At 60.9% G+C, this 23,643-nt stretch carries 24 protein-coding genes; 14 read left to right on the top strand and 10 right to left on the bottom strand.

All coding sequences use genetic code 11. The annotated features are described in order from the left end of the window. Positions 1-4: 4 nt before the first annotated feature. The 12 genes from N2601_RS20130 (at position 5) to N2601_RS20075 (ending at position 11,316) form a co-directional block, all read left to right on the top strand. On the top strand, positions 5-517 hold the full coding sequence (locus N2601_RS20130; protein WP_260304612.1) for a flavin reductase: 513 nt from the start codon (positions 5-7) through the stop codon (positions 515-517). Positions 518-630: 113 nt separating this feature from the next. Beyond that, entirely contained in the window at positions 631-1,017 is a 387-nt protein-coding gene (locus N2601_RS20125) for a 5-carboxymethyl-2-hydroxymuconate Delta-isomerase (RefSeq protein WP_104826042.1), read from the top strand. A gap of 40 nt (positions 1,018-1,057) precedes the next feature. Further along, complete coding sequence (gene hpaE / locus N2601_RS20120; protein ID WP_260304611.1) at positions 1,058-2,575, top strand: 5-carboxymethyl-2-hydroxymuconate semialdehyde dehydrogenase; 1,518 nt, start codon at positions 1,058-1,060, stop codon at positions 2,573-2,575. A 30-nt stretch (positions 2,576-2,605) separates the two neighbouring features. Beyond that, complete coding sequence (gene hpaD / locus N2601_RS20115) at positions 2,606-3,586, top strand: 3,4-dihydroxyphenylacetate 2,3-dioxygenase (protein ID WP_260304610.1); 981 nt, start codon at positions 2,606-2,608, stop codon at positions 3,584-3,586. 67 nt (positions 3,587-3,653) lie between these two features. Beyond that, on the top strand, positions 3,654-5,105 hold the full coding sequence (gene gabD, locus N2601_RS20110; RefSeq protein ID WP_260304609.1) for an NADP-dependent succinate-semialdehyde dehydrogenase: 1,452 nt from the start codon (positions 3,654-3,656) through the stop codon (positions 5,103-5,105). A 153-nt stretch (positions 5,106-5,258) separates the two neighbouring features. Then, positions 5,259-6,665: a pyridoxal phosphate-dependent decarboxylase family protein gene (locus tag N2601_RS20105; protein ID WP_260304608.1), complete on the top strand. Its 1,407-nt coding sequence runs from the start codon at positions 5,259-5,261 to the stop codon at positions 6,663-6,665. A 54-nt stretch (positions 6,666-6,719) separates the two neighbouring features. Next, positions 6,720-7,550 carry a fumarylacetoacetate hydrolase family protein gene (locus N2601_RS20100; RefSeq protein ID WP_445945052.1) on the top strand — a complete coding sequence of 277 codons (831 nt, stop codon included), beginning with the start codon at positions 6,720-6,722 and terminating at the stop codon, positions 7,548-7,550. Continuing rightward, positions 7,550-8,353, top strand: coding sequence for a 2-oxo-hept-4-ene-1,7-dioate hydratase (gene hpaH / locus N2601_RS20095; protein WP_104826036.1), 804 nt, complete (start codon positions 7,550-7,552; stop codon positions 8,351-8,353). Before N2601_RS20100 ends, hpaH begins: the two co-directional genes overlap by 1 nt. Positions 8,354-8,364: 11 nt before the next feature. Further along, a complete protein-coding gene (gene hpaI, locus N2601_RS20090; RefSeq protein ID WP_104826035.1) occupies positions 8,365-9,171 on the top strand; it encodes a 4-hydroxy-2-oxoheptanedioate aldolase in 807 nt (268 codons plus the stop codon). A 163-nt stretch (positions 9,172-9,334) separates the two neighbouring features. Next, a complete protein-coding gene (locus N2601_RS20085; RefSeq protein ID WP_260304607.1) occupies positions 9,335-10,123 on the top strand; it encodes an SDR family NAD(P)-dependent oxidoreductase in 789 nt (262 codons plus the stop codon). 16 nt (positions 10,124-10,139) lie between these two features. After that, positions 10,140-10,919, top strand: coding sequence for a MoaF C-terminal domain-containing protein (locus tag N2601_RS20080; RefSeq protein WP_104826033.1), 780 nt, complete (start codon positions 10,140-10,142; stop codon positions 10,917-10,919). Positions 10,920-10,926: 7 nt separating this feature from the next. Continuing rightward, positions 10,927-11,316, top strand: a complete 390-nt coding sequence (locus N2601_RS20075) for a nuclear transport factor 2 family protein (protein ID WP_104826032.1) — start codon at positions 10,927-10,929, stop codon at positions 11,314-11,316. 41 nt (positions 11,317-11,357) lie between these two features. Here N2601_RS20075 and N2601_RS20070 read toward each other — a convergent pair whose 3' ends face one another. From N2601_RS20070 to hpaR, 10 genes are all read right to left on the bottom strand, one after another. After that, positions 11,358-12,302, bottom strand: coding sequence for an AraC-like ligand-binding domain-containing protein (locus tag N2601_RS20070; protein ID WP_104826031.1), 945 nt, complete (start codon positions 12,300-12,302; stop codon positions 11,358-11,360). A 38-nt stretch (positions 12,303-12,340) separates the two neighbouring features. After that, the gene (locus N2601_RS20065; RefSeq protein WP_104826030.1) at positions 12,341-13,057 is read right to left on the bottom strand and encodes an ABC transporter ATP-binding protein; all 717 of its coding nucleotides are present in this window, start codon (positions 13,055-13,057) and stop codon (positions 12,341-12,343) included. 1 nt (position 13,058) lies between these two features. After that, positions 13,059-13,763 carry an ABC transporter ATP-binding protein gene (locus tag N2601_RS20060; RefSeq protein WP_104826029.1) on the bottom strand — a complete coding sequence of 235 codons (705 nt, stop codon included), beginning with the start codon at positions 13,761-13,763 and terminating at the stop codon, positions 13,059-13,061. Further along, on the bottom strand, positions 13,760-14,797 hold the full coding sequence (locus N2601_RS20055; RefSeq protein ID WP_104826028.1) for a branched-chain amino acid ABC transporter permease: 1,038 nt from the start codon (positions 14,795-14,797) through the stop codon (positions 13,760-13,762). The genes N2601_RS20060 and N2601_RS20055 overlap by 4 nt, the downstream gene beginning before the upstream one ends. Next, on the bottom strand, positions 14,794-15,660 hold the full coding sequence (locus tag N2601_RS20050; protein WP_104826027.1) for a branched-chain amino acid ABC transporter permease: 867 nt from the start codon (positions 15,658-15,660) through the stop codon (positions 14,794-14,796). Before N2601_RS20050 ends, N2601_RS20055 begins: the two co-directional genes overlap by 4 nt. A 67-nt stretch (positions 15,661-15,727) precedes the next feature. After that, positions 15,728-16,981: an ABC transporter substrate-binding protein gene (locus tag N2601_RS20045; protein WP_260304605.1), complete on the bottom strand. Its 1,254-nt coding sequence runs from the start codon at positions 16,979-16,981 to the stop codon at positions 15,728-15,730. 59 nt (positions 16,982-17,040) lie between these two features. Beyond that, entirely contained in the window at positions 17,041-18,636 is a 1,596-nt protein-coding gene (locus tag N2601_RS20040; RefSeq protein WP_104826025.1) for a GMC family oxidoreductase, read from the bottom strand. A gap of 3 nt (positions 18,637-18,639) precedes the next feature. Further along, entirely contained in the window at positions 18,640-20,046 is a 1,407-nt protein-coding gene (locus N2601_RS20035; protein WP_104826024.1) for an aldehyde dehydrogenase family protein, read from the bottom strand. Between the two features lie 102 nt (positions 20,047-20,148). Continuing rightward, the gene (locus N2601_RS20030; protein ID WP_104826023.1) at positions 20,149-21,135 is read right to left on the bottom strand and encodes a helix-turn-helix domain-containing protein; all 987 of its coding nucleotides are present in this window, start codon (positions 21,133-21,135) and stop codon (positions 20,149-20,151) included. A gap of 110 nt (positions 21,136-21,245) precedes the next feature. Then, positions 21,246-21,767, bottom strand: a complete 522-nt coding sequence (hpaR, locus tag N2601_RS20025; protein ID WP_199773636.1) for a homoprotocatechuate degradation operon regulator HpaR — start codon at positions 21,765-21,767, stop codon at positions 21,246-21,248. Between the two features lie 296 nt (positions 21,768-22,063). Between hpaR and N2601_RS20020 the strand changes: the two genes are divergently transcribed. Then, positions 22,064-22,366: a DUF982 domain-containing protein gene (locus N2601_RS20020; RefSeq protein ID WP_104826021.1), complete on the top strand. Its 303-nt coding sequence runs from the start codon at positions 22,064-22,066 to the stop codon at positions 22,364-22,366. A 123-nt stretch (positions 22,367-22,489) separates the two neighbouring features. Further along, on the top strand, positions 22,490-23,518 hold the full coding sequence (locus tag N2601_RS20015) for an NADP-dependent oxidoreductase (protein ID WP_104827817.1): 1,029 nt from the start codon (positions 22,490-22,492) through the stop codon (positions 23,516-23,518). Positions 23,519-23,643: the final 125 nt, after the last annotated feature.

Below are 23,643 nucleotides of genomic sequence, written 5' to 3'. Positions count from 1 at the left end.
GGCCATGGAGGAGCAAGTCTCGAAAATCGAGTTCCGCAATGCGATGGCCAGGGTCTGCGCCCCGGTCAACGTCATCACCACCAACGGACCTGCCGGGCGGGGCGGGTTTACCGCCACGGCGATGTGCAGCGTCACGGATGAACCGCCGACGCTTCTGATCTGCATGAACAGCCGCTCGGCGCAGAGCGGGCTCTTCGTTGAGAACCGTCGTTTCTGCGTCAACGTGCTGACCGGCGAGCACAAGGAACTCGCCGGCTATTTTGCGGGCCAGCAATCCGACATGGAGGCTCGCTATGCGGCCGCCGAGTGGACGGACCTGCGCTCCGGCAACCAGGCGCTCGCCGACGCGATCGTCTCCTTCGACTGCCGGCTGGTCGAGTCGCGCCTCATCGGCACGCACAATATCTTCATTGGCGAAGTGGTTGACATTCGCTCGCGCAAGGATGGTCACGCCTTGCTCTACTTTGATCGTAACTACGTACACGTACCGACGCAGACCGGCAGCTTCGGGGGCTAAGAGCCGCCGAAGTCTATGCGTCATCCACTCCCGCAATCGTAATCGTCGAAAGCCGCTTGACAGCCGCCCGTATATTTAACATGTTAATTATGAGACGACGACAGGGAGGACCCATGCCACATCTCGCCATAGAATATTCGGCCAATCTAGAGGGGCGCGCCGACATTGGTGCGCTCTGCGAGCTGCTGTTGAAGACGGTTCTGGAAACCGGCCTCTTCGAGGTCGGTGCCGTGCGGGTGCGCGCCTTTCGCGCCGATCACTACGCAATTGCCGACAAGCTGCCCGAGAACGCCTTCGTCGATCTGAACTTCCGCATCGGGAAAGGCCGCACGGACGACGAAAAGAAGCGGGCCGGCGAAGCGATCTTTGCCGCGGCAATCGACGTTCTCGCCCCTCTCTTCGAGACGCCGCATTTCGCCCTCTCGCTGGAAATCCGCGAGATCGACGCGGAGCTGAGTTGGAAGAAGAACGCCATCCATCCGCGGTTACGCGGCAAGTGACACCCCTTCGCGGGACGACGTAACACCAAAGGAATAGACGATGTCCAAACTGCAGGAAAACATCGCGAAGGCCGAAAGCTTTCTCGCCCGGTTCAAGGATCGCGGCGTACTCAACCGCATCAATGGCGAGGATGTGCCGGGTGATGACGGTTCTACCTTCGAGACCATCTCGCCCGTCGATCTGAAGCCGCTCGCCACCGTTGCCCGCGGCAAGGCCGCCGACATCGACCGCGCCGCAAAGGCCGCGAGATCTGCCTTCGCCGAATGGGCTGCCCTGCCGGGCGATGCGCGCAAGAAGCTCCTGCACAAGATTGCCGACGCGATCGTCGCCCGTGCTGAGGAGATCGCCTTCGTCGAATGCATGGATACCGGGCAGTCCCTGAAATTCATGGCCAAGGCCGCCTTGCGCGGCGCGGAGAACTTCCGCTTTTTCGCCGACCGCGCACCAGAAGCCCGGGATGGCAAGTCACTGCGTACCGATAGTCAGGTCAACCTGACGACTAGGACGCCGATCGGCCCGGTCGGCATCATCACGCCCTGGAATACACCTTTTATGCTGTCAACCTGGAAGATCGCGCCGGCGCTCGCCGCCGGCTGCACCATCGTCCATAAGCCGGCCGAATTCTCGCCGCTGACGGCCCGCCTGCTCGTCGAAATCGCCGAAGAGGCCGGCCTGCCGAAGGGTGTCTGGAATCTCGTCAACGGCTTCGGCGAGGATGCCGGTCGCGCACTGACGGAGCATCCGCTGATCAAGGCGATCGGCTTCGTCGGCGAAAGCCGCACCGGCTCGATGATCATGAAGCAGGGCGCCGACACGCTGAAGCGCGTGCATTTCGAGCTCGGCGGCAAGAACCCGGTCATCGTCTTTGCTGATGCCGATCTGGAGCGCGCAGCCGATGCCGCCGTTTTCATGATCTATTCGCTGAACGGCGAGCGCTGCACCTCCTCCTCACGCCTGCTGGTCGAAGACAGCGTCTACGACAAGTTCACCGCGATCGTCGCCGAGAAGGCCAAGCGCATCAAGGTCGGCCATCCGCTGGACCCAGAAACGGTCGTTGGCCCGCTCATCCATCCCGTGCATGAACAGAAGGTGCTGGAATATATCCAGATCGGCAGATCGGAAGGCGCAACACTTGCGGCCGGCGGCGAGAAACTCAACGGCCCGGGCGGCGGTTGCTACGTCTCGCCCACCCTGTTCACCGGTGCCAACAACCAGATGCGTATCGCCCAGGAAGAGATCTTCGGGCCGGTGCTGACCGCCATCCCCTTCAAGGATGAGTCCGATGCGCTCGCCCTTGCCAACGACGTCCAATATGGCCTGACCGGCTATCTCTGGACGTCGGACGTCACTCGCGCCTTCCGTTTCACCGACCATCTCGAAGCCGGCATGATCTGGGTGAATTCGGAAAATGTGCGCCACCTGCCGACCCCCTTCGGTGGGGTCAAGAGCTCCGGCATCGGCCGCGACGGCGGCGACTGGTCTTTCGATTTCTACATGGAAACCAAGAACATCGCCTTCGCCACCAAGCCGCACGCCATCCAGAAACTCGGCGGCTGAGCCGCCAACACGCATAAAGAGGAGGAACAAATGCCCCTGCCGAAACCCAATCTCTATCCGCCCTTCAACATCGTGCGCCTCAGCCATGTTGAATTCGGTGTCACCAATCTTGCCAAGTCCCGTGCCTTCTATGTCGACACGCTCGGCCTGCAAGTGACGGACGAGACCTCCGACACGATTTACCTGCGGGCAATGGAGGAACGCGGCCACCACTGCATCGTGCTCAAGAAATCCGACAAGGCCGAAGCCCGCGATCTCGGCTTCAAGGTCTTCGGCGACGAGGACCTCGACAAGGCGGCGCATTTCTTCAAGGGCAAGGACCTGCCGGTCGAATGGGTCGAGCGTCCCTACCAGGCGCGGACCTTCCGCACCCGCGACCCCCACGGCATCCCGCTCGAATTCTATTCGAAGATGGATCGCCTGCCGCCGATCCATCAGAAATATGCCCTCTACAAGGGCGTGAAGCCGCTGCGCATCGACCACTTCAACTGCTTTTCGACCAATGTCGACGAGAGCGTCGCCTTCTATAACGAACTCGGCTTCCGTGTGACCGAATATACCGAGGATGAGGAAACCGGCCGCCTCTGGGCGGCCTGGACGCATCGCAAGGGCGGCGTCCATGATATCGCTTTCACCAACGGCCGTGGCCCGCGCCTGCACCACACCGCCTTCTGGGTGCCGACGCCGCTGAACATCATCGACCTGCTCGACCTGATGGCGACCACCGGCTGGGTTGCCAATATCGAGCGCGGTCCGGGACGTCACGGCATTTCCAACGCCTTCTTCCTCTACATCCTCGATCCGGACGGCCATCGCATCGAGATCTATTGCTCGGACTATCAGACCGTCGATCCCGATCTGGAGCCGATCAAGTGGGACCTCAAGGATCCGCAGCGCCAGACGCTGTGGGGCGCACCCGCTCCCAAATCCTGGTTCGAACATGGCAGTCTGTTCGCCGGTGCTGAAGTAACCGAGCCTGACTTGAAGGCACAGCCGATTATCGCGCCCTAAGCGTTACCTTTGAGAGCGGGCGAAAACGTCCGTTTCTCATCAACCTTCGCGATGCGAGGAGGCCGTCATGCATTTGAAAGACGCAACATTGTTCCGGCAGGCCGCATTGGTTGGTGGCGACTGGATCGAGGCAGGGGACAACGCAATCAAGGTCGACAATCCGGCGACCGGCGAGATCATCGGCCGCGTTCCCAATCTGGGCGCTGCCGAGACCAAAAAGGCGATTGCCGCGGCCGAAGCTGCCCAGAAGGAATGGGCCGCCCGCACCGCCAAGGAACGCTCCAGCATCCTCAAGCGCTGGTTCGAGCTGATGATGGAAAACCAGGATGATCTCGGCCGCATCCTGACGGCCGAACAGGGCAAGCCGCTCCCCGAGGCCAAGGGCGAGATCGCCTATGGCGCCAGCTTCATCGAATGGTTTGCCGAAGAAGCCCGCCGCGTCTATGGCGACATCATTCCCGGCCACCAGAAGGACAAGCGCATTCTGGTGATGAAGCAGCCGATCGGCGTCGTTGCCGCGATCACCCCCTGGAACTTCCCGAATGCGATGATCACCCGCAAGGCCGGTCCTGCCTTTGCCGCCGGCTGCGCCATGGTGTTGAAGCCCGCCTCGCAGACGCCGTTTTCGGCGATTGCGATTGCGGTCCTTGCCGAACGCGCCGGTCTGCCCAAGGGCTTGTTCAGTGTATTGACCGGCTCGGCCCGCGCCATCGGCGGCGAGATGACCGCAAGCCCGGTCGTGCGCAAGCTCACCTTCACCGGCTCGACCGAAGTCGGCGCCGAGCTCTACAGGCAGAGCGCGCCGACCATCAAGAAACTCGGGCTGGAACTCGGCGGCAATGCGCCCTTCATCGTGTTTGACGATGCCGATCTCGATGCGGCCGTCGAAGGCGCGTTGATCGCCAAGTTCCGCAACAACGGCCAGACCTGCGTCTGCGCCAACCGTCTTTATGTGCAGGACGGCGTCTACGATGCCTTTGCCGAAAAGCTCTCCAAAGCGGTCGGCGCGCTGAAGACCGGCAATGGTTTCGACGAAGGCATCAATCTCGGCCCGCTGATCGACGAAGCAGCCCTTGCCAAGGTCGAGGAACATGTTGCCGATGCGCTTTCCAAGGGCGGCCGCGTCGTTGCCGGCGGTCATCGCCATCCGCTCGGCGGACGCTTTTATGAGGCAACCGTACTTGCCAATGTCACACCGGCGATGGCTGTCGCCAAGGAAGAGACCTTCGGACCGGTGGCTCCGCTCTTCCGCTTCAAGGATGAGGCCGATGTCATTGCCCAGGCCAACGACACCGAATTCGGTCTTGCCTCCTATTTCTATGCCAAGGACCTCGCCCGCGTCTTCCGCGTCGCAGAAGCGCTCGAATACGGCATGGTCGGCGTCAATACCGGCCTGATCTCGACGGCCGAAGCGCCATTCGGCGGCGTCAAACTCTCCGGTCTCGGCCGCGAGGGATCGCGCTACGGCATCGAGGAGTTCACCGAAATCAAATATGTCTGCCTCGGCGGCGTCGTCTGAGGCCAAGGAAGGCCCGAGATAAGCATGACCCATCCCAGCTTTAGTCTCAAGGCGAGGCTGCAGCAATTTGAAAGAGCCGGCTGTTCGCCGTGGAACATTGCGCAGGGGATGGCACAGCGCCGAGACAACGCAGTACCAAATAGGGAATGATATATGGACAGCGAAGAATTCCGTCATTGGTCTCGAAAAGTCGCCGACTGGGGCACCGATTATCGCGCGGGCCTGCGCGAGCGGCCTGTACGGGCGCGGACGAAGCCTGGCGACATCGCGCGGCAAATCGCTGATGCGGCACCGGAAGCGGGCGAGGCCATGGAGGCGATCTTTGCCGATTTCGAGCGCATCATTCCGGATGGCCTGACGCACTGGCAGCATCCTCGCTTCTTCGCCTATTTCCCGGCAAATGCCGCACCAGTCTCGGTAATCGCAGACTATCTCGTCACCTCCATCGCCGCGCAGTGCATGCTGTGGCAGACATCGCCGGCGGCGACGGAGCTTGAAACTCGCGTGGTCGACTGGCTGCGACAAGCTATGGGACTTCCGGATGGTTTTGCCGGTGTCATCCAGGATTCCGCCTCAACTGCGACGCTCGCAGCCGTACTGGTGATGCGCGAAAAAGCTCTCGGCTGGAAGGGCAACAGCGACGGGCTTTCAGCGCACAAGGCCGTACGCGTCTATGCCTCCAAACAGGTGCACACCTCCATTGACCGGGCGATCTGGATAGCGGGCATCGGCGAGGCAAATCTCGTGCGCATCCCCACCAAAGGCCTGCTCAATGGCATGGACCCTGAAGCGCTCGATGCCGCGATTAAGGCCGACCTTGCCGCCGGCCATATTCCGGCCGGCGTCATCGCCTGCACGGGCGGTACCTCTATCGGCGCCTGCGACCCGATCCGCGCCGTTGCGGAAGTCGTGAAGGCGCACGGGCTCTACCTGCATGTCGACGCCGCCTGGGCCGGCTCCGCGATGATTTGCCCGGAGTTCCGTCGGCTTTGGGATGGTGTCGAGGCTGCGGACTCCATCGTCTTCAACCCTCACAAATGGCTCGGTGCCAATTTCGATTGCTCGGTACAGTTCATCCGCAGCCCGGAAGACCAGGTACGCACGCTCGCCATTCAGCCGGAATACCTGAAGACGCATGGTCATGACGGCATCATCGACTACTCCGAATGGTCCGTGCCGCTCGGCCGTCGTTTTCGCGCGCTGAAACTCTGGTTTCTCATGCGCTATCACGGGCTTGAAGGGCTGCGCACAATGATCCGCAACCATGTGGCCTGGTCGGAAGAACTGGCAAAACGACTTGCCGCCGAACCGGATTTCGAACTCGTTAGCGAACCGGTGCTCTCGCTCTTCTCCTTCCGCCACAAAGGCGGTGAGGACGTCGACCGGCACAATATTGCGCTGGTCAACGCCATCAACGACGATGGCCGCATCTATCTCACGCAAACACGCGTCGACGGGCGTATCGCTATTCGCTTCCAGGCAGGCCAGTTCGAGATGACCCGCGATGACGCCGACATGGCCTTCACGGTGATCACCGAGATTGCCCGCAGTTTGACATAGGAGACCATTTTGACCGAACGGCCCCGCCTCGCCAGCTTTTCTCACCACGGCACCTTGAAATATGGTCTCGTCAAGACCGATGGTGTCGTCGACCTCTCTGCCCGCCATGGCGCAACATGGCCGACGCTCCGCGAAGTTATCGAGGCCGGTCGCCTCGCTCAACTCGCCGAGGAAGCCAAAGCGCTGAAGCCGGATTTCGCGTTCGACGACATCCGCTTCGAAATTCCCATTCCGTCGCCGGAAAAGATCATTTGCGTCGGGGTCAACTTCCCCGACCGCAACGAGGAATACAAGGATGGGCAGGCAGCCCCTTCCAACCCTTCCCTCTTCATCCGCTTTCCGCGGTCGTTCACTGGGCACGATCAGCCCTTGATCCGACCGCCGGAAAGCCCGCAGCTAGACTATGAAGGCGAGATCGTCATCGTCATCGGCAAGGGTGGTCGCCGGATCGCCGAAGCCGACGCCTTCTCCCATATCGCGGCCCTGTCGCTCTGCAATGAGGGCACGATCCGCGACTGGGTGCGCCATGCGAAATTCAACGTCACCCAGGGCAAGAACTTCGATCGCACCGGCGCGATCGGGCCTTGGCTGATCCCCTTCACCGATGCAGCACAGCTTGAAGACATCGAGCTTAAGACCCGCGTCAATGGCGAAGTGCGCCAGAGCGACCGCACGAGCCGGATGATCTTCTCCTTCCGCAAGATCATCAACTACATCTCCACCTTCACCACGCTCGTCCCCGGCGACGTCATCGTCACGGGCACGCCGACGGGCGCCGGCGCCCGCTTCGATCCGCCGATCTGGCTGAAACCCGGCGATGTCGTCGAAGTCGAAGCCGATGGCATTGGCATCCTGAAAAACACCATCGCCGACGAGGTGCTCTGATGCTGTCGCATGAAGAAATCCAGGCAGCCGCCGAAAGCCTCGATCAGGCAGAGCGGACCCGTGTCCAGACCGGACTTCTCTCGCTGAAACACCCAGAGATGACTATGGACGACTCCTATGCCGTCCAGAGCGCCTGGGTGCAGAAGAAGATTGCGAGCGGCCGCAAGCCGATCGGCTGGAAGATCGGGCTGACATCGAAGGCGATGCAATATGCCCTCAACATCAACATTCCCGATTCTGGCGTGCTCTTCGACGACATGGTGTTCGAGGATGGTGCGACCGTACCGGCCGATCGCTTCATCCAGCCGCGCATCGAGGCCGAGATCGCCTTCGTGATGAAGGCGCCGCTCAAGGGGCCTGATATCTCGATCTTCGATGTGCTCAACGCTACCGACTACGTGACGCCTGCCCTCGAAATCCTGGATACCCGTATCCTCCGGGTCGATCCGGAGACGAAGAAAGCGCGCACCATCGTCGACACCATCTCCGACAATGCTGCCAATGCCGGCATCGTCACCGGCGGCCGCGCCGTGCGGCCTGGCGAGATCGACATGCGCTGGATGGGCGCGATCGTCAGCCGCAATGCCGAGGTCGAAGAGACCGGCCTTGGCGCCGGCGTGCTTAACCAGCCTGCACGCGGCATCGCTTGGCTTGCCAATCGACTGTCGCAATATGGCGATGGCATCGAGGCCGGCCAGATCGTGCTTGCCGGCTCTTTCATTCGCCCGATCGAGGCGCGGCACGGCGACACGATCAATGCCGATTTCGGTCCCTACGGGTCGGTCAGCCTGTTCTTTGCGTGAAGGAGTGAAGCATGCCGGCGCCCAAGAATCTTTTTAAACAGGCCCTGAAGGAAGGGCGGGCGCAGATCGGTCTCTGGCAGGCGCTTGCCAATGCCTACACCGTCGAGATCTGCGCCGGCGCCGGATACGACTGGCTGCTGCTCGACGCCGAGCATGCGCCGAATGATGTGCCGCTTCTCGTCTCGCAATTGCAGGCGATGAAGGGCACTGCCAGCCATGCGGTGATCCGCCCGCCGATCGGCGAGACCTGGATCATCAAGCAGATGCTCGATATCGGCGCTCAGACCCTGCTGATCCCGATGGTCGACAGCAAGGAGATGGCCGAGACCATGGTCAGGGCAGTGCGATATCCGCCGCATGGCGTGCGCGGCGTCGGTGCAGCGCTTGCCCGTGCCTCCGCCTTTAACCGTATTCCGGACTATCTGCCGACGGCGAATGACGAGATCTGTCTGCTCCTGCAGGTGGAAAACCGCGCCGGGCTTGCCGCGCTCGATGACATCGCCTCGACCGAGGGCGTCGATGGAATCTTCATCGGCCCCGCCGATCTCGCCGCTGATATGGGCTATCTCGGCAAGCCGGGCGCACCTGAAGTGCAGGCAGAAGTCGAAAAGGCGCTTGCGAAGATCCAGTCGCACGGCAAGGCGGCCGGCATTCTGATCGGCGACCTCTCGCTTGCGAAACGCTATCTCGAACTTGGCGCGACCTTCGTCGCGATCGGCAACGACGTCACCCTGCTTGCCAACGCAACCACCAAGCTCCTCGACGACTTCAAGAAGGCGGATGCCGCCAAGCCGCCGGCGGACGCAAAAGTCTACTGATTTCCCGAACCTCCTCGGACATTGCACGTTTGGCTGCTTCCAATCGTGGGAATTCCCCGCGCGGGCTGCATTGTGCACGCTCAGTCAAAACGGACTGCAGAGATGGACGCGACGCCTCCAGACACATCGGTCATCATGATCCGGAAAGCCAGGAGGAGGAAACATGCGTTTCAAGAACAAGACCGCCTTGATCACCGGCGGCGGTACGGGCATCGGAGCGGCGGTCGCGCGCCGCATCCGGCAGGAAGGCGGCAACGTCGCGCTCGTCGGGCGCCGCCCTGAACCGCTTCGCGCCGTTGCCGAAGAGATCGGCGCTGCCGTCGTCACGGCCGATGCGGCCGATAGCGCCGCCATGCAAGCCGCTGTCGAAAAGGTCGTAGAAACCTTCGGAGGCCTCGATATCCTCATTGCCAATGCCGGCGGTCACGGCGTTGGGCCGACGGTCAGCATGTCGGACGAAACATGGGACCTCGCCGTCCGCCTCAATCTCAACACCGCCTTCGTCAGTGCCCGTGAATCCCTGCCGCATCTCATCAGGAGGCGAGGCAACATCGTCGTTCTCGCCTCGATTGCGGGGCTCTTCGCCGGGCCGGATGCGGCGGGCTACGTCACCATGAAGCATGGCTGCATCGGCCTCGCGAAATCTCTGGCCCGCGACTATGGCCGCAAGGGCGTGCGCACCAACAGCGTGTGCCCCGGCTGGGTCACGACAGCCATGGCCGACGAGCAGATGGAATTCATCGTCGAGAAATACAAGCTGAGCAGCATCGAGGAGGCCTACGCGCTCGTCACCAAGGACGTACCGCTTGGCCGACCGGCAACGGCAGAAGACGTCGCCAATGCCGTCTGCTTCCTGGCTTCGTGCGAAGCATCGATGATCAATGGGGCGGTCCTGACCGTCGACGGCGGCGCCGGCACGGTCGACCTGCCGACCTTGGCATTTGCAAAATAACAGGGAGGAGACACTGATGAACCAGAATCCCAAGGACTGGAAAACCTACGACGAATTCGCCTATGGCATCGATACGAACCGTCTGCCTGCAACGGAAGCTCTGACCGGCTCGTCGCACAGGATCTCGTTCGACGACGGCCGCACGCTGGAGCTTGCCTTCGCCAAGAGTGAAGTCAAATGGTCCGACGGCAAGGACGGTGGCACCGATCTATCTGAGGTGATCGAAGTCGCGCCGAAGACCTATTTCGTCGAGATCATCTTTGCCGGTCGCCCCAAGGAGGCCGAGACGCTGATCCTCAACACTGAAACGCGCCGCGCGCTTTCCATCTACTCCATCGTTCGCGATCTCCAGGATTCTGTCGGCGAGCCGCAGGTCGCGCAGATCTTCCGACCCGGTGTCATCGAGGGCGGTGCGGCGAGCGGGCCGGTGCCGCATGAGAGCCGCGATCTGATCGGGCTGAGGGCACATTTCACCTACAGTCCCAACCACGTCTACGAGCACACCTATCTCTCGTCTCAGCGCTATGCCTGGCAATGCCTCGTCGGCGTGCAGCGCGGCCACGGCGATGTCGACCTGACCACCACCTACAAGTTCGACGACAACCTCTACATCTTCACTTTCCGCGAATTCAAGATCGCGGTCGCATCCACTTTCTTCTATAATTTCAATGATATGCGTTCCACAGGCAAATTCCTTGGCATTACCGGCGACGGCCGCATCCAGAACAGCCCGGCCGGCGCCTTCATTCGCAAGGCGTCGATGACCTATTACCTGCCCGGCCAAGAACCTGTGTGAGGACGCCATGCGCAAAGCATTCGATATCGTAAAGGCGCATTACGACGCCAACGACCGCCGCGACGTGGATGGCATGCTCGCCGACATCGCCTCCGATTGCCGCTGGACGGAGATGGATGGCTTTCCCTGCGCCGGCACCTATGTCGGCCCACAGGAAATCTTCAAGAACGTCTTTCAGGCGCTCGGGCAGACCTTCGACGGATACACCTTCACGCTCGAACGTCTTCTCGACGCCGGTGACGAGGTCGTTGCCGTCGGAGGTTATAGCGGCACGAACAAGCAGACCGGAAAGGCCTTCAAAGCCCGTGTCGTGCATGTCTGGGGCGTGGTGGGAGGCAAGATCCGGCGTTTCGAGCAGTTCACGGATACGCTGAGAGTGGCCGAATCCATGCGATGAGGAACAAGGTGGCTCGGCTTTGGCCGGGCCACCTTATCCGTCTAGGACATCCTGGCCTTGCGCCATTGTGACGGCGAAACACCGTAGCGATGGCGGAACGCGCGCGAAAAATGCGCGCTGGAGGAAAAGCCGAGAGCAAAGGCAATCTCGGATATTTCTCCGGCATAGCCGTCGGCGTCCTGCAACTGTGCCGCAGCTTTCTGCACGCGCAGATCCCAGATGTAATCCGAAGGAGTCAGGCACTCGACCTCGAATGCACGGTAGACGTAACGTACCGAGCAGCCCATGCGGCGCGCGATCATCGTTACCGTCAGATCCGGCCATTCGAGATTGATATCGATGAAATCCTTGATCCGCTGCAGCAGCACACCCAGCGGATTGGCAACCGGCCTAGCCTGTTGCTGATCGGCGCCAATCATGGTGCGCACGAGCTCGATCATGGTCTGGCCGACACTCGAACGCCGAGCCTCGTCAAGATGATCGATCTCATGGAAGGTCGAGTCCATGAGCGCGAGCAAAATTCGGCACATGCCGTCTTGCTCGGCATGGACAGTGAAAGGCTGTGCCAATCGTTCCACGGCCGCATGGGGCAGCGCGTGGCGCGGCAATTGCAACAGCAATTGGCGAACCGGCGTGCTGTTCGTCAGCATATAGGGGCGGCTGGGGTCGTAGATGACAAGCGCATTCCGCGAGACCGGGGCATGCAATCCGCCCTGTGCGAGCGAGGCGCTGCCTTCCGTCTGCACGATCAGCTTGATCGCGTCAGGATTATCAGGTGCCGCCATCACACAATCGCCGAACACGACATGCCGATCCGCCTCCAGCCGTGTCAGCCGGCAAGTGCCCAACATGGCCGAGATCAGCCGGCTCTTTTCTTCATCTGCGGTGCCGAAATCGAGCCGGACATTGCCGAAGAGATTGCGTGCCAGCCCCGCAAACGCTCGACCGCTGGCGCTGTCGACATGCCGATGAAGTGCTGCGGCCATGATTGCTGTCCTCAAAAAGGCGAAATATTTTCGTCGCTTCAGCTTGCCAGATAAGCGCCATGCAGAATGTCCGGCTGGGCCTTGAGCGTCGCGGCGGTGCCCGAAAAGACGAGGCGCCCGCGCTCCAAAACAAGAGCCTGATCGGCCAGATCGAGCGCGAGATTGGCAAACTGCTCGATCAGCAGGACGCCGATGCCGCGGTGGGCGGCGATTTTCAGCGCCTCGGCCAGCCGCTTGACGACGGCCGGCGCCAGGCCGAGCGATAGTTCGTCGACGATCATGAAACGCGGCTTGGCAATAAAGGCCTGCGCCATGGCCACCATCTGCTTCTGACCGCCGGAAAGATCCGACGCCGACTGGCGCCGCCGCTCCGAAAGTTCCGGAAAAATCTCATAGGCATGCGCCAGACCTTCCCGCCGCGCAGCAGCTGATCCCTCAAGCGCCGCGACGAGAATATTATCTTCGACGGAAAGCTGCCCGAGCACGCGATGCCCTTCCGGCACGAGCGCAAGACCAGCCCGGCGAATGCGGTCGGGCGAAAACCCTTCGAACGCTGTGATGCCCAGGCGCACGGAACCGCCACGCGGCAGGACGCCCGCCATGGCCATGACCGTGCTCGACTTGCCGGACCCGTTGGCGCCGAGCAACGTCGTGATCTTCCCGGCCGCGACCGAAAAGGAAACGTCATGAATGACGCGCTTGCCGCCGCGCTCGACGACGAGATTTTCGACGCTGACTTCGGATGCGATGCCCATGTCAGAATTCCCCCAGATAGGCGCGCCGCACGTTCGGATCGGCCAGCACGGCCTGCGTTGGGCCGAGCGCCAGGAGCTTGCCGTAATCGAGCACCATGGTTTCGCCGCACATGGACCGGATGAGATCGACGTCATGGTCGATGATCAGCACCTGCGCCCGGAACTCCGCCGGAATGCGCAGCACCATTTCGCGAAAGGCCTTGCCTTCCTCTTCTGTCAGACCCGCGGCCGGTTCATCGAGCAGAATGAGTTTCGGCTCGCCGACCACGCATTTTGCCAGCTCGACGAGGCGGCGCTGGAAAAGATTGAGGGATTGGCCGAGCCGATCGGCAACATCCGTTAGGCCGACAAAGGTAAGAGCCTGGTCGATCGCACGGGCATGATACCCGGTGCTAACGACATGATCGGCGATTGCGGCGATGTTACCGGCAACTGTCAGATCCTCAACCACCTGCTCCGTCTGGAATGAACGGCGCAAGCCGGCACGCACCCGCTGCAGTGGCGTCAGCGGCAGCAACGCCCGCTCGCCAAGCGAGACTGTGCCGTGGATGGGTTTCACGAACCCGGAGAGTACGTTGAGCAACGTCGTCTTGCCCGCACCATTCGGGCCGATGAGGCCGGCGACAGGGGCCGTCAGCATGGCGCTGAGTTCATTGATCGGCCTGATACCACCGAATTGGACGATGAGATTGTCGATCTTGATCATCCTGCCCTCCCCCGGAAAAGAGCGGCATTCAGCCGGGCAATGAGAACCGATATCTGACCGGCAATGCCTGTCGGCGCGGTCGCCAGCGCATGGAACAGGGCGACGCCGAAGATCCCGATCGTGACATAGCCGTCAATGCCGAGATCGGTGAGCAACGCCGGCACGGCACGCAGCAGCAGGCCCGCAATGACGGCGCCGTACCAATTGAAGACACCGCCGACGATGGCAAGGGCGAAGAGATTGAGGCTTTCGAAGGCGCCGAAGGCGCGCCCGTCGAGCTGACCGACATTGCCCGCCAGCAAACCGCCAGCAAGGCCGGCGAGAAAGCCGCCCAATGCGAATGCCCAGGCCTTGTAGATCAGCACATTGACGCCGCTTGCAACAGCAACCGTCTCGCCCTTGCGGATAAGCGCCCAAGCGCGGCCGGGACGGGCGAGCTTATGCCACTGCGCGATCAAAAGGCCGATTGCCGCTACCGCACAGACATAGAGGAAATAGGAGACTTCTCCATCGGCGATTGCCGGCCTTGCCAGCATCGCGCGGCCAGAACCATCCGCCCGGCCCAGGAAACCGAGGCCGCCATCGGGGAAGCCCCAGGCACTGATGACGATCTGGAAGGCGCCGGCCAGCATCAGCGTCACGAGCGCGAGATAGAGGCCACGCAGGCGCAGTGCCGGCACACCGAATGCCAGTCCCACCACCGAAGCGACGACACCGCCCGCAAGCAGGCTCAATTCGAAGGGCGGATGAAAAGCGTGCCCGACGCGAAGCGTCACCCAGCCGCCGACACCGACAAGCGCGAATTGGCAAAGGGAGACAAGACCAAGCTGACCATAAAGAATAGCGAGCCCGGCAACCGAGAGCGAGAGTGCGATGGCAGAGGTTGCGGCGGACAGCCAGAAGGAATTGGCAAGGCAGGCGACGAGGATCGAAAGGGCCAACATCGTCAAGGGCACATGAAGAAGCTGCTTGGGCAGGCGCACCATCGATATGCCTTCGGCGGTTGGGTCGATTGTTTGCTGCTGAATGCTCATCGGTCCTTCAACGCGACTTTCGCGGTGCCTCCCAGGATGGTGACTGCGATAAGCGCGATGACAAACGGTGCCGCTGCGCGATAGGGCGATATCCAGGCGATCGGCGTCAGCACGGCTTCGGCGATGCCGATCAGAATGCCAGCAACGGCCGTTTGCCACAGCGACTGCAACTGGCCGAGGATCGCAGCCGCGATTGCAGGTATGACCAGCAAAGTCAGAAAGGTTCCCTGCAGCCGGACGAGATCGGCCAGCAACAGGCCAGCAAAGCCCGAGAAGATGCCGGTCATGATCCAGGCCGCGGTCTCCGTGTAAAGGATGCGCACGCCGAGAATGGCGCTGAGATCGCGATCATTGGCAAGCGCGCGCATATCGAGGCCCAAGCGCGTGCGGGTCAAAAGCAGCGTAATGGCAACGACCATGACGACGGCGAGGATGATGGCGATGATGCGCGTGAAGGTGAGGCGCACAGCGAAAAGCGACACGAACATCTGGTCGGTCGGAAACTGCAGGCGACGCGGCAACTCTCCCCAGATGACGCCCATAATCGCGATCAGGATCAGCGCGGGCGCCAAGGTGCCGACGGCGCGCACGACGATATCGCGATGCGACAGCATGGGCGCGAATATCCGGCCATAGAGAAAGCTGATCGCCGTCGAGACGGCAACGGCGGCGAGGATGGCAATGGCGAGCGGCATCTTCCACTCCAGCAATTGCCAGGCGCAATGCGCACCGATTGCGCCGACGGCACCGAATGCGAAGTTGAGTACGCCGGTCGCTCGAAACAGGACGACAAGCCCGACGCCGGACAGCGCATAGACAGCGCCAATGCCCAGCCCGGAAATGACGAAGGGTAGAAGGTTCATTGAATCGATCCTTTCGGGTCGTTCGGCCCCGCGGTTTTGCCGCGGAACCGATGGCAAGCGTCAGGGCTCAGTTGATGCCGGCGGACTTTTCGAAGGCGCGGATGTCCTTCAGCTCCGGATCAGGCGACGGAGCGCAATCGGAGACGACCTTCCACTTTCCGCCCTCGGCGACGGCCATGCGCGTCGTCGAATTGGCGTTGTGGCGCGGCTGGCCATCACCGAAGTACCAGAGAGCGCAGAAGATATCGCTCTTGAAGTCCTTGATCCGGCGCACGGCGGCAGAGGCGGTCTCGCGATCGATCTTGCCTGGATCGAGCGTCATCAGCGCCGTTTCGGCGATGCGCGCCGCCAGATAACCGGCCTGGGCAAAGGTGTCGCGTGGGTCCGACTTCTGGCCGTACTGGTCCATGACGGCGAGCCAGTTCTGATTGTCCGGCGTCGTTGCCTCGAGATCATTGAATTCCATGTTGACATAAAACTTGCCGTCCCAACCCGAGCCGATGGTCGATGGAACCGAAAGATCATAGGCAGAGGCGGCGCTGAGGAAGGTGATCGTCTGGTTGAGGCCCTGCTCTTCGGCAGCCGTCAGCAGCGGCACGGTCACGCCCTTCGACAGGCCGAGCACGATGACATCAGGCTTGCTCGAAGCCGCCTGCAGGATGATCGACGTGGCGTCGGCCGAGCCCGGATCCATCAGGATCGTCTGCGCGGCAAAACCCTTTTCCTTGGCGAGCAGCATCACGCCGTCGCAGGACCAGGTGCCGACATTCGGAATGTTCGGGCCGATGCAGACGACCGACTTGGCATTCAGCTTGTCGAGCGCATAGCCCATCGCGCCGAGCATCGAGACGCGCGGTCCGGCATTGGTCGGCGCATAATTTTCAGCAAAATAGCACTCACGCGGCACACCGACGCCGGCGACGACAAGAATGCCCGACTTCTTGTAGAAATCGGCGTTCGCACCGCACTCGACATAGCTGGAATTGCCGACCATCAGCACGGCCTTCTGGTCGTTGACGAGCTTTGCCGCCAGTTGCGCGGAGATCTCCGGGTTCCACTGATCGTCCTCGACCAGATATTTAACCGGTCGGCCCTTGATGCCGCCATTGGCGTTCAGGCAATCGAAATAGGCCTTTGCCGCCTTGGTGGAATTGGAAAAATCGTCGGGTCCGGTCTTGCCGGTAATGGCACCGATGACGATCGGCTCGCCCGTTGCCGGCTTGCCGCTATTATCGCCGCAGGATGCGGCCGCATGTGCGCTGAACGCAGAAACCAGCGTCAGCAAAAGGCCGATTGCCAGCCCTCTCAGATTGATACGCATTGTCTCCTCCAGTTTGTTGTCCCGCTCCCCACGGGCTCTTTGCTTCCCCAATTTCCGGCTCAGCCGGAAATCGCCTTTCCTGTCATGAAGGCAGCAGCCTTTGCCGCGATCATCATCGTCGGGGCATTGGTGTTGCCCGACACAAGGGTCGGCATGACCGAGGCATCACAGACGCGCAGCCCCTCGATCCCACGCACCTTTAGGTCCGGCCCGACAACGGCCATGCGATCGTCCGCCCGGCCCATGCGCGCCGTTCCAGCCGGATGGAACACGGTCTTGCAGGATTGACGGATGTAACCGCGCAGTGCTTCGGGATCCTTCTCGACCCCCGGCTTCGGCAGCACCCGGCGCTTGACCAGCTTGGCTAGGGCCGGCGCATCGAGAATGCGGATCGCCGTTTCGACACCGCGCACCAAAGTTTCAAGATCGGCGGGATCGGAAAGCAGATTGGCGTTGAAATCCGTCTGCTCGTTCGGATTGACGCTCTTCAGCCGTATCCAACCGCGCGAGCGCGGCCGCAGATAACATGGTCCGATGCTGAGGCCGTGACCTGGCTCCGGATCGCGGTCGACGAAGCCGATCAGGACCGGCAGAACGTGGAACTGCACATCCGGCTGCCCCGTGCCGGCGGTGTCGACGAAACCGCCGCACTCGACGACGTTCGACGACAACAGCCCACGATGCGAGGTCAGATAGCGCAGCATGTGACCGGCAGCCCGAAGGCCCTTGTCATGACCGAGGATCGAAATCGGCTCCCGCGTCTCACCCTGCACCGGAACTTCCAGATGATCCTGATAATTGCTCCCTACACCGGGCAGGTCCGCCACGACCTTGATGCCGAGTGAGGAGAGATGCCCGCCATCGCCGATGCCGGACAATTGCAGGATCTTCGGCGTTGCGATGGCGCCGGCGGTGAGCGCGATCTCGCAGGATGCCTTGAATATCGTACCGTCGAGCAGCTCGACGCCGACGGCCTTCTGCCCCTCGAACAGGATGCGGGCGACCTTGCGCTCCGTCAGCACGGTCAGGTTCGGCCGCTTCTCCGCCTCGCGTAGGAAGGCTTGGGCCGAACTCCAGCGTCGGCCGCCATAGGTCGTGCTTTGGTAGAAGCCGACGCCGGCCTGATCCGCGCCGTTGAAATCGTTATTATGAGGAATGCCGATCTCAGTCGCCGCCTTGACGAAGGCCTCGCTTAGCGGATGGCGGTGGCGAGGATCGGAGACGCGCAGCGACCCCTTTCTGCCATGGAACTCGCCGTTCAGCCGCTCGTTGTTTTCCAGCGAGCGGAAGGCCGGAAGCACATCCTCGTAGGACCAGCCCTGGCAGCCCATCTGCGACCAGGTATCGTAGTCGTTGCGATGGCCGCGAATATAGATCATCGCATTCACCGAGCTGCCGCCACCCAGCACATTGCCTTGCGGCACGATGCTCGGCCGGCCATTCAAACCCTTGTCAGGGTTCGAGGCATAGGGATGAATATCGATGCCCTTGCCCAGCACCTTGAAGAAGGTCGCGGGGATATGGATCCAGGGATCGGAATCCCTACGCCCGGACTCGATCAGCAGCACCTTATGCGCCGGATTTTCCGAAAGCCGATTTGCCAGCACGCAGCCCGAAGAGCCGCCACCGACGATGATATAATCGTAAGTCGTCATGGCTCAGCTCAACACCGTCTGGATTGTCGTGAATTCCTTCAGTCCTTCCACGCCGAACTCGACGCCGATGCCGGACTGCTTCACGCCGCCGAAAGGCGCATTGGGCTGGATCGTGCCGTGCTTGTTGATCCAGACCGAACCGCATTCGAGCTGCACCGCATAGCGTTTCGCCTTCTCCGCATCGGAGGACCAGACGGAACCGCCGAGACCGGCGGGATTCTGGTTGGCACGGGCGACCACTTCGTCGATGTCGCTATAGCGGATGATCGGCAGGGCCGGACCGAATTGCTCCTCATCGACCAGCCGAACGCCATGATCGACATCGGCAACGAGCGTGATCGGATAGAAATAGCCCGGGCGATCCATTGGCGCACCACCGGTCAGGATGCGGCCGCCATGGGCACGCGCATCCTCGACCAGTTCGCGCACCTTGTTGAATTGCATCTCGTTCTGCATCGGCCCAAGGATGCTCGCCTCGTCCAGGCCATCACCGACAACGATCTTGGACGCATAATCAGCAAGGCCGTGGCAGACCTCTTCATAGATGCTGTCGTGCACATAGAGACGCTTCAGCGCCGCGCAGGTCTGACCGTTATTGATGAAGGCGCCCCAGAAGAGACCTTCGACGATAGCCTTCGGATCGGCATCGGGCAGGACGATGCCGGCATCATTGCCGCCGAGCTCCAGCGTCAGCCGCTTCAGGGTCGCGACCGCCGATGCCATGACCTTCTTGCCGGTTTCCGTCGAGCCGGTGAAGATCATCTTGGCGACGCCCGGATGGGCGGAGAGTGCTGCGCCGATGCTGTTTTCGCCGGTGATGACGTTGACGACACCACGCGGCAGGACCTCATTCATGATCTCGACGAGGCGGATCGTCGAAAGCGGCGTCAAAGGCGACGGCTTGATGACGACGGTATTGCCGGCACGCACGGCCGGAACGATATGCCAGCAGGCGATCATCACTGGCCAGTTCCAGGGCGTGATCGAACCGACGACGCCGATCGGCTTGCGATGCAGCTCGACACGGCCTTCATTATCGTCCTGCAGGACCTCAACGGGCAGGTCGAGTTCGGCGGTATGGCGGGTCCAGGCGAGCGCGGCGCCGATCTCAAAGCGTGAGCCGAGGCCATTGAGCGGCTTGCCCTGCTCCCGCGTCAGGATCTGGGCAAGTTCCTCGGCATGTTCGTTGATCTTCTCCGCCATGTCGCGGCAAGCCTTGGCGCGCTCTTCGCTCGAAACTTGCGACCACGTCTTGAAGGCGGTGGCGGCGGCCGCAACGGCTTGGTCAAGGTCTGCTTCGCCGGCAAGCGGCATATGACCGACCACCTCGCCATTCGACGGATTTGCGACCGGTGCATGATGGGACGTGGCAACAGGTTCGCCACCGATAAGCAGGGTATACTGCTTCACGACATTCTCCTCCCGTGACTTTCGGGAGGACTATGGCCGTTGCCGCAAAACCCGTCTTGGGGAGAAACGCGCCTCGTCTTGGACTGGAGCGCAGAGTATGCCTCAGTCCAATTTATGGGCGGGTTCGGCAGAGCGAAGCAATTCGCTCGGCGCGCAATCGAACAGCTCTTTGAAGCTGCGATTGAAGTAGGAAATGTCGTTGAATCCGGCCGAATAGGCGACTTCGGCGATGGTCGTCTGGTTGCGCTGCTCCTTGAGCTGCTCGATCTTTTCGCGTGCGAAGCGCAGCCGCTTGTCGCGGATGACGGTCGTGCAGGTCATGCCCATGCCCTGGAAATCCTGTTGCAGGGTGCGGATCGACACGCCAAGCCTCGTCGCGAGCCACTTGGCATTCAGGTCGCTGTCGGTCAGATGCTTGTCGATGAGAATATCGACCATTTGCATACGTTTGCTGGCGCTATCGTGCAGCAAATTCAGGCTCGCCGTCTGAATACCCGTCGACAGAAACGCCTGGCGTGTCGTGTCGAACATGAGTTGGCGAAGGAACGGCGAGGCTGCCTCGTTGTCCGGCGTCGTCATCATCTTGGCGATCAGCGCGCGCAGCATCATCGCCATCGGATCGGAAGCAATCAGTTTCCGCGCCACATCGAAATCGATCCTGCTGTCCGAATACATCAATTGCCGCGGCAGGTGCAGGGACAGATGATTGGAGAAATGGCCCCGGAAATAGAAAGTGGTCGGTCGCGTGGAGTCCACGAGAATACATTCGCCGACATCGAGGATATTCTGCTGGCCGGAATGTTCCACGCCGCAGGCACCCTCGAGCTGCAGGATCAGGAACAGATGCTCATTGGCATCGCGGCGAATATCGTCCCAATCGCGGTGAACATAGTCGAGATCATTTGAAACATGGGCGAACTCCATGCCGCACACGTCGATCCGGCTCGCCGTGCCGACCACCCTGTCGCCGCGGCTCATCGTATGCGCGTTGAAATTCCCACAGATGCTTTGAAGCTCATCCACCCATTGATCGTAAGGCGTCGGTGACCAAGCCCGATCCACGAGGCTGCGGTTCTGCAACAGGTCCAACTCTGCCTCCCAACAGTGTCAGCATGGTTTGAGACTGCAGCAGCCCAGGCAGATCGTCAACTATTTATTTAACACATTAATTAAGGGAGCCTATGCGATGCTTGAAGCACTCACTCTTCGCCGCCCGCATCTCCTTCGAGCTTCAGCGCCGCCAGCTCGTCCAGCATATCCAACAATTGTTCAACGCGCTGCGGACCGAAGCGCTCGCCTATATCGGCATAGACCTTCAAACTCTCCGGCATGACCGCATCGATCAATGCCCGCCCTGCGGGCGTGATCCGCATCAAAACCCGTCGACCGTCAGCCTTGTCCTTATGCTTCGTGATGAAACCGCGCTCCTCCAACGAGCGAATCATACGCGTCAGGCTCGGCGCCAGGATAGAAGCCTTGTCCGCCACTTCGCTTGCATCGAGTGTACCCGCTTCAAACAGCACGCGGATGACCCGCCACTGCTGCTCGGTTACGTCATGCGCCGCCAAGATCGGCCGGAAGTGACTCATCACCGCTTCGCGCGCGCGCAACAGCCCGATCGTCAAGGATCTCCGCCGCTCTTGCAGCGGCCGGCCCACCGATGACGAGGGTGTTTGGGATTCATCCTGCTGCCCATTCTTCATGCGGGTTCTATCTTGCATTTCGGCCGATCGCGCCATTGTGGAATTTCGATCCTTCCCGAGCTTCGTGAAGCCGTTGGAAATCATACGGATAAGTTCATCAACATAGAAAGGAGTGACCACAAGCTCAACTCAGAAACAAGCAGGCCATGTTGAAAGGCTGCGTTTTCGATCGCATCGAGACCAGCCGTAAACGGAAACAGTTCTTGAGTAGCCATCAGGATGATCGTTGGGAGTACGAGCCAGACCCACCTCCACATCTTGCGACCCATAGGAACAAAAATCCCTTTGTTGCCGTTTTAGCGCAGAGGTAGATCATGTTAACGCATGAAACATGGCAGGAGCCGGTAAGCCTGGAACTACACCGGATCGGCGAGTTTCGAACGATCAGGAGCAGTTTGGAAGCACTCGATTGTCTGTCGACGGATTGGCCCGCCGAAGAAGATCAGGCTTATGAGGATGCGTTGATGATCTGTCGCGCCGCAGTCGAAGGCAAATCCACTCCTGAGCTTGCGAGAGACGCCTTCATCGTCGCGGCGTACGAAGCCCGCATCTACATGAAGCTCGGTTGTTTCATCCCAGATTTTGTCACTATCGAGCCACCGAAAGCGCTATTCTGAAATCGCGATCGGCGCCCGCCCTGCATATCGTCCTTGATCGGCGCTGCGAAAGTGGTCTTGCCCGTCCTCGAACGAACCTCATATTTTGCCTACAAGCGAAAGTCAGAGCGAGGAAACATGATCATGGCCAGCCTGCCCGTTACCACACGCATCGTCCTTGCATCACGCCCATCCGGAAAGCCCGTAGCGGCGAATTTCCGGGTCGAGCAAGAAACGCTCCGGGATCTCGCCGAGGGCGAAGTGCTTCTCCAAATTCTTTATCTTTCCCTCGACCCCTATATGCGGGGCCGCATGGACGATGCAAAGTCCTATGCCAAGCCGGTCGAAATCGGCGACGTGATGGAAGGTGGAACGGTTGCCCGGGTCGTCAGCAGCCGCAATGCAACATTCAAGCCAGGGGATATCGTCCTTTCGCATTCCGGCTGGCAGAGCTATGCGATTTCAGACGGTACCGCATTGCGCAAGCTCGATCCCGAGGCGGCGCCGATCACGACCGCACTCGGCATTCTCGGAATGCCTGGCTTCACAGCCTATGCAGGGCTCCGCAATATCGGCAAACCGAAAGCCGGCGAAACACTTGTCGTCGCTGCGGCGAGTGGTGCTGTTGGCTCCGCCGTCGGCCAGATCGCCAGGATTTTCGGGGCGCGGGCTGTCGGAATAGCAGGCGGACGCGAGAAGTGCGAATATGTGCGCGAAGAACTCGGCTTCGACGCGGTGGTAGACCATCGTTCTGATGATTTTGCGGCAGAACTCGCCGCCGCCTGTCCGAAGGGGATCGATGTCTACTTCGAGAATGTCGGCGGCCACGTCTGGAGCGCGGTCTTTCCTCTGCTCAACGACTTTGCGCGCGTTCCGGTCTGCGGGCTGATCGCACACTACAACGAAACCGCTTCCGCCTCGAGCGGACATGATCAACTCCCCGTCGTGATGCGAGCCATTCTGCGCAAAAGCCTCACCATACGAGGCTTCATCCAGCGCGAATTCGCCGACCAGCGCCCTGACTTCTATCGCGAGGCCGGAACATGGATCGCCGACGGCCGGCTCAAATATAAGGAAGACATCGTGGACGGGCTCGAAAACGCTCCCTCGGCTTTTTTCGGTCTTCTGGAAGGAAGGAATTTTGGCAAGCTGATCGTCCGTGTCGCGTCGTGAGCATCAAGGTTTCTCCCTGAAGCGCAACAAGCCCCGCATCTCTTGGCCGCTCTGCGGATCGCACGAGCGGCAGAATCACGCAAACAATTGTCCCTATAGTCTATAAATATAGTTTGTTATTTCTC

Origin of the sequence: Rhizobium sp. CB3060 (assembly GCF_025200735.1) — a bacterium.
Classification (GTDB): domain Bacteria; phylum Pseudomonadota; class Alphaproteobacteria; order Rhizobiales; family Rhizobiaceae; genus Rhizobium.
Note: the sequence above shows the minus strand (reverse complement) of the source record. Positions and strands in the feature narration are given on the sequence as shown.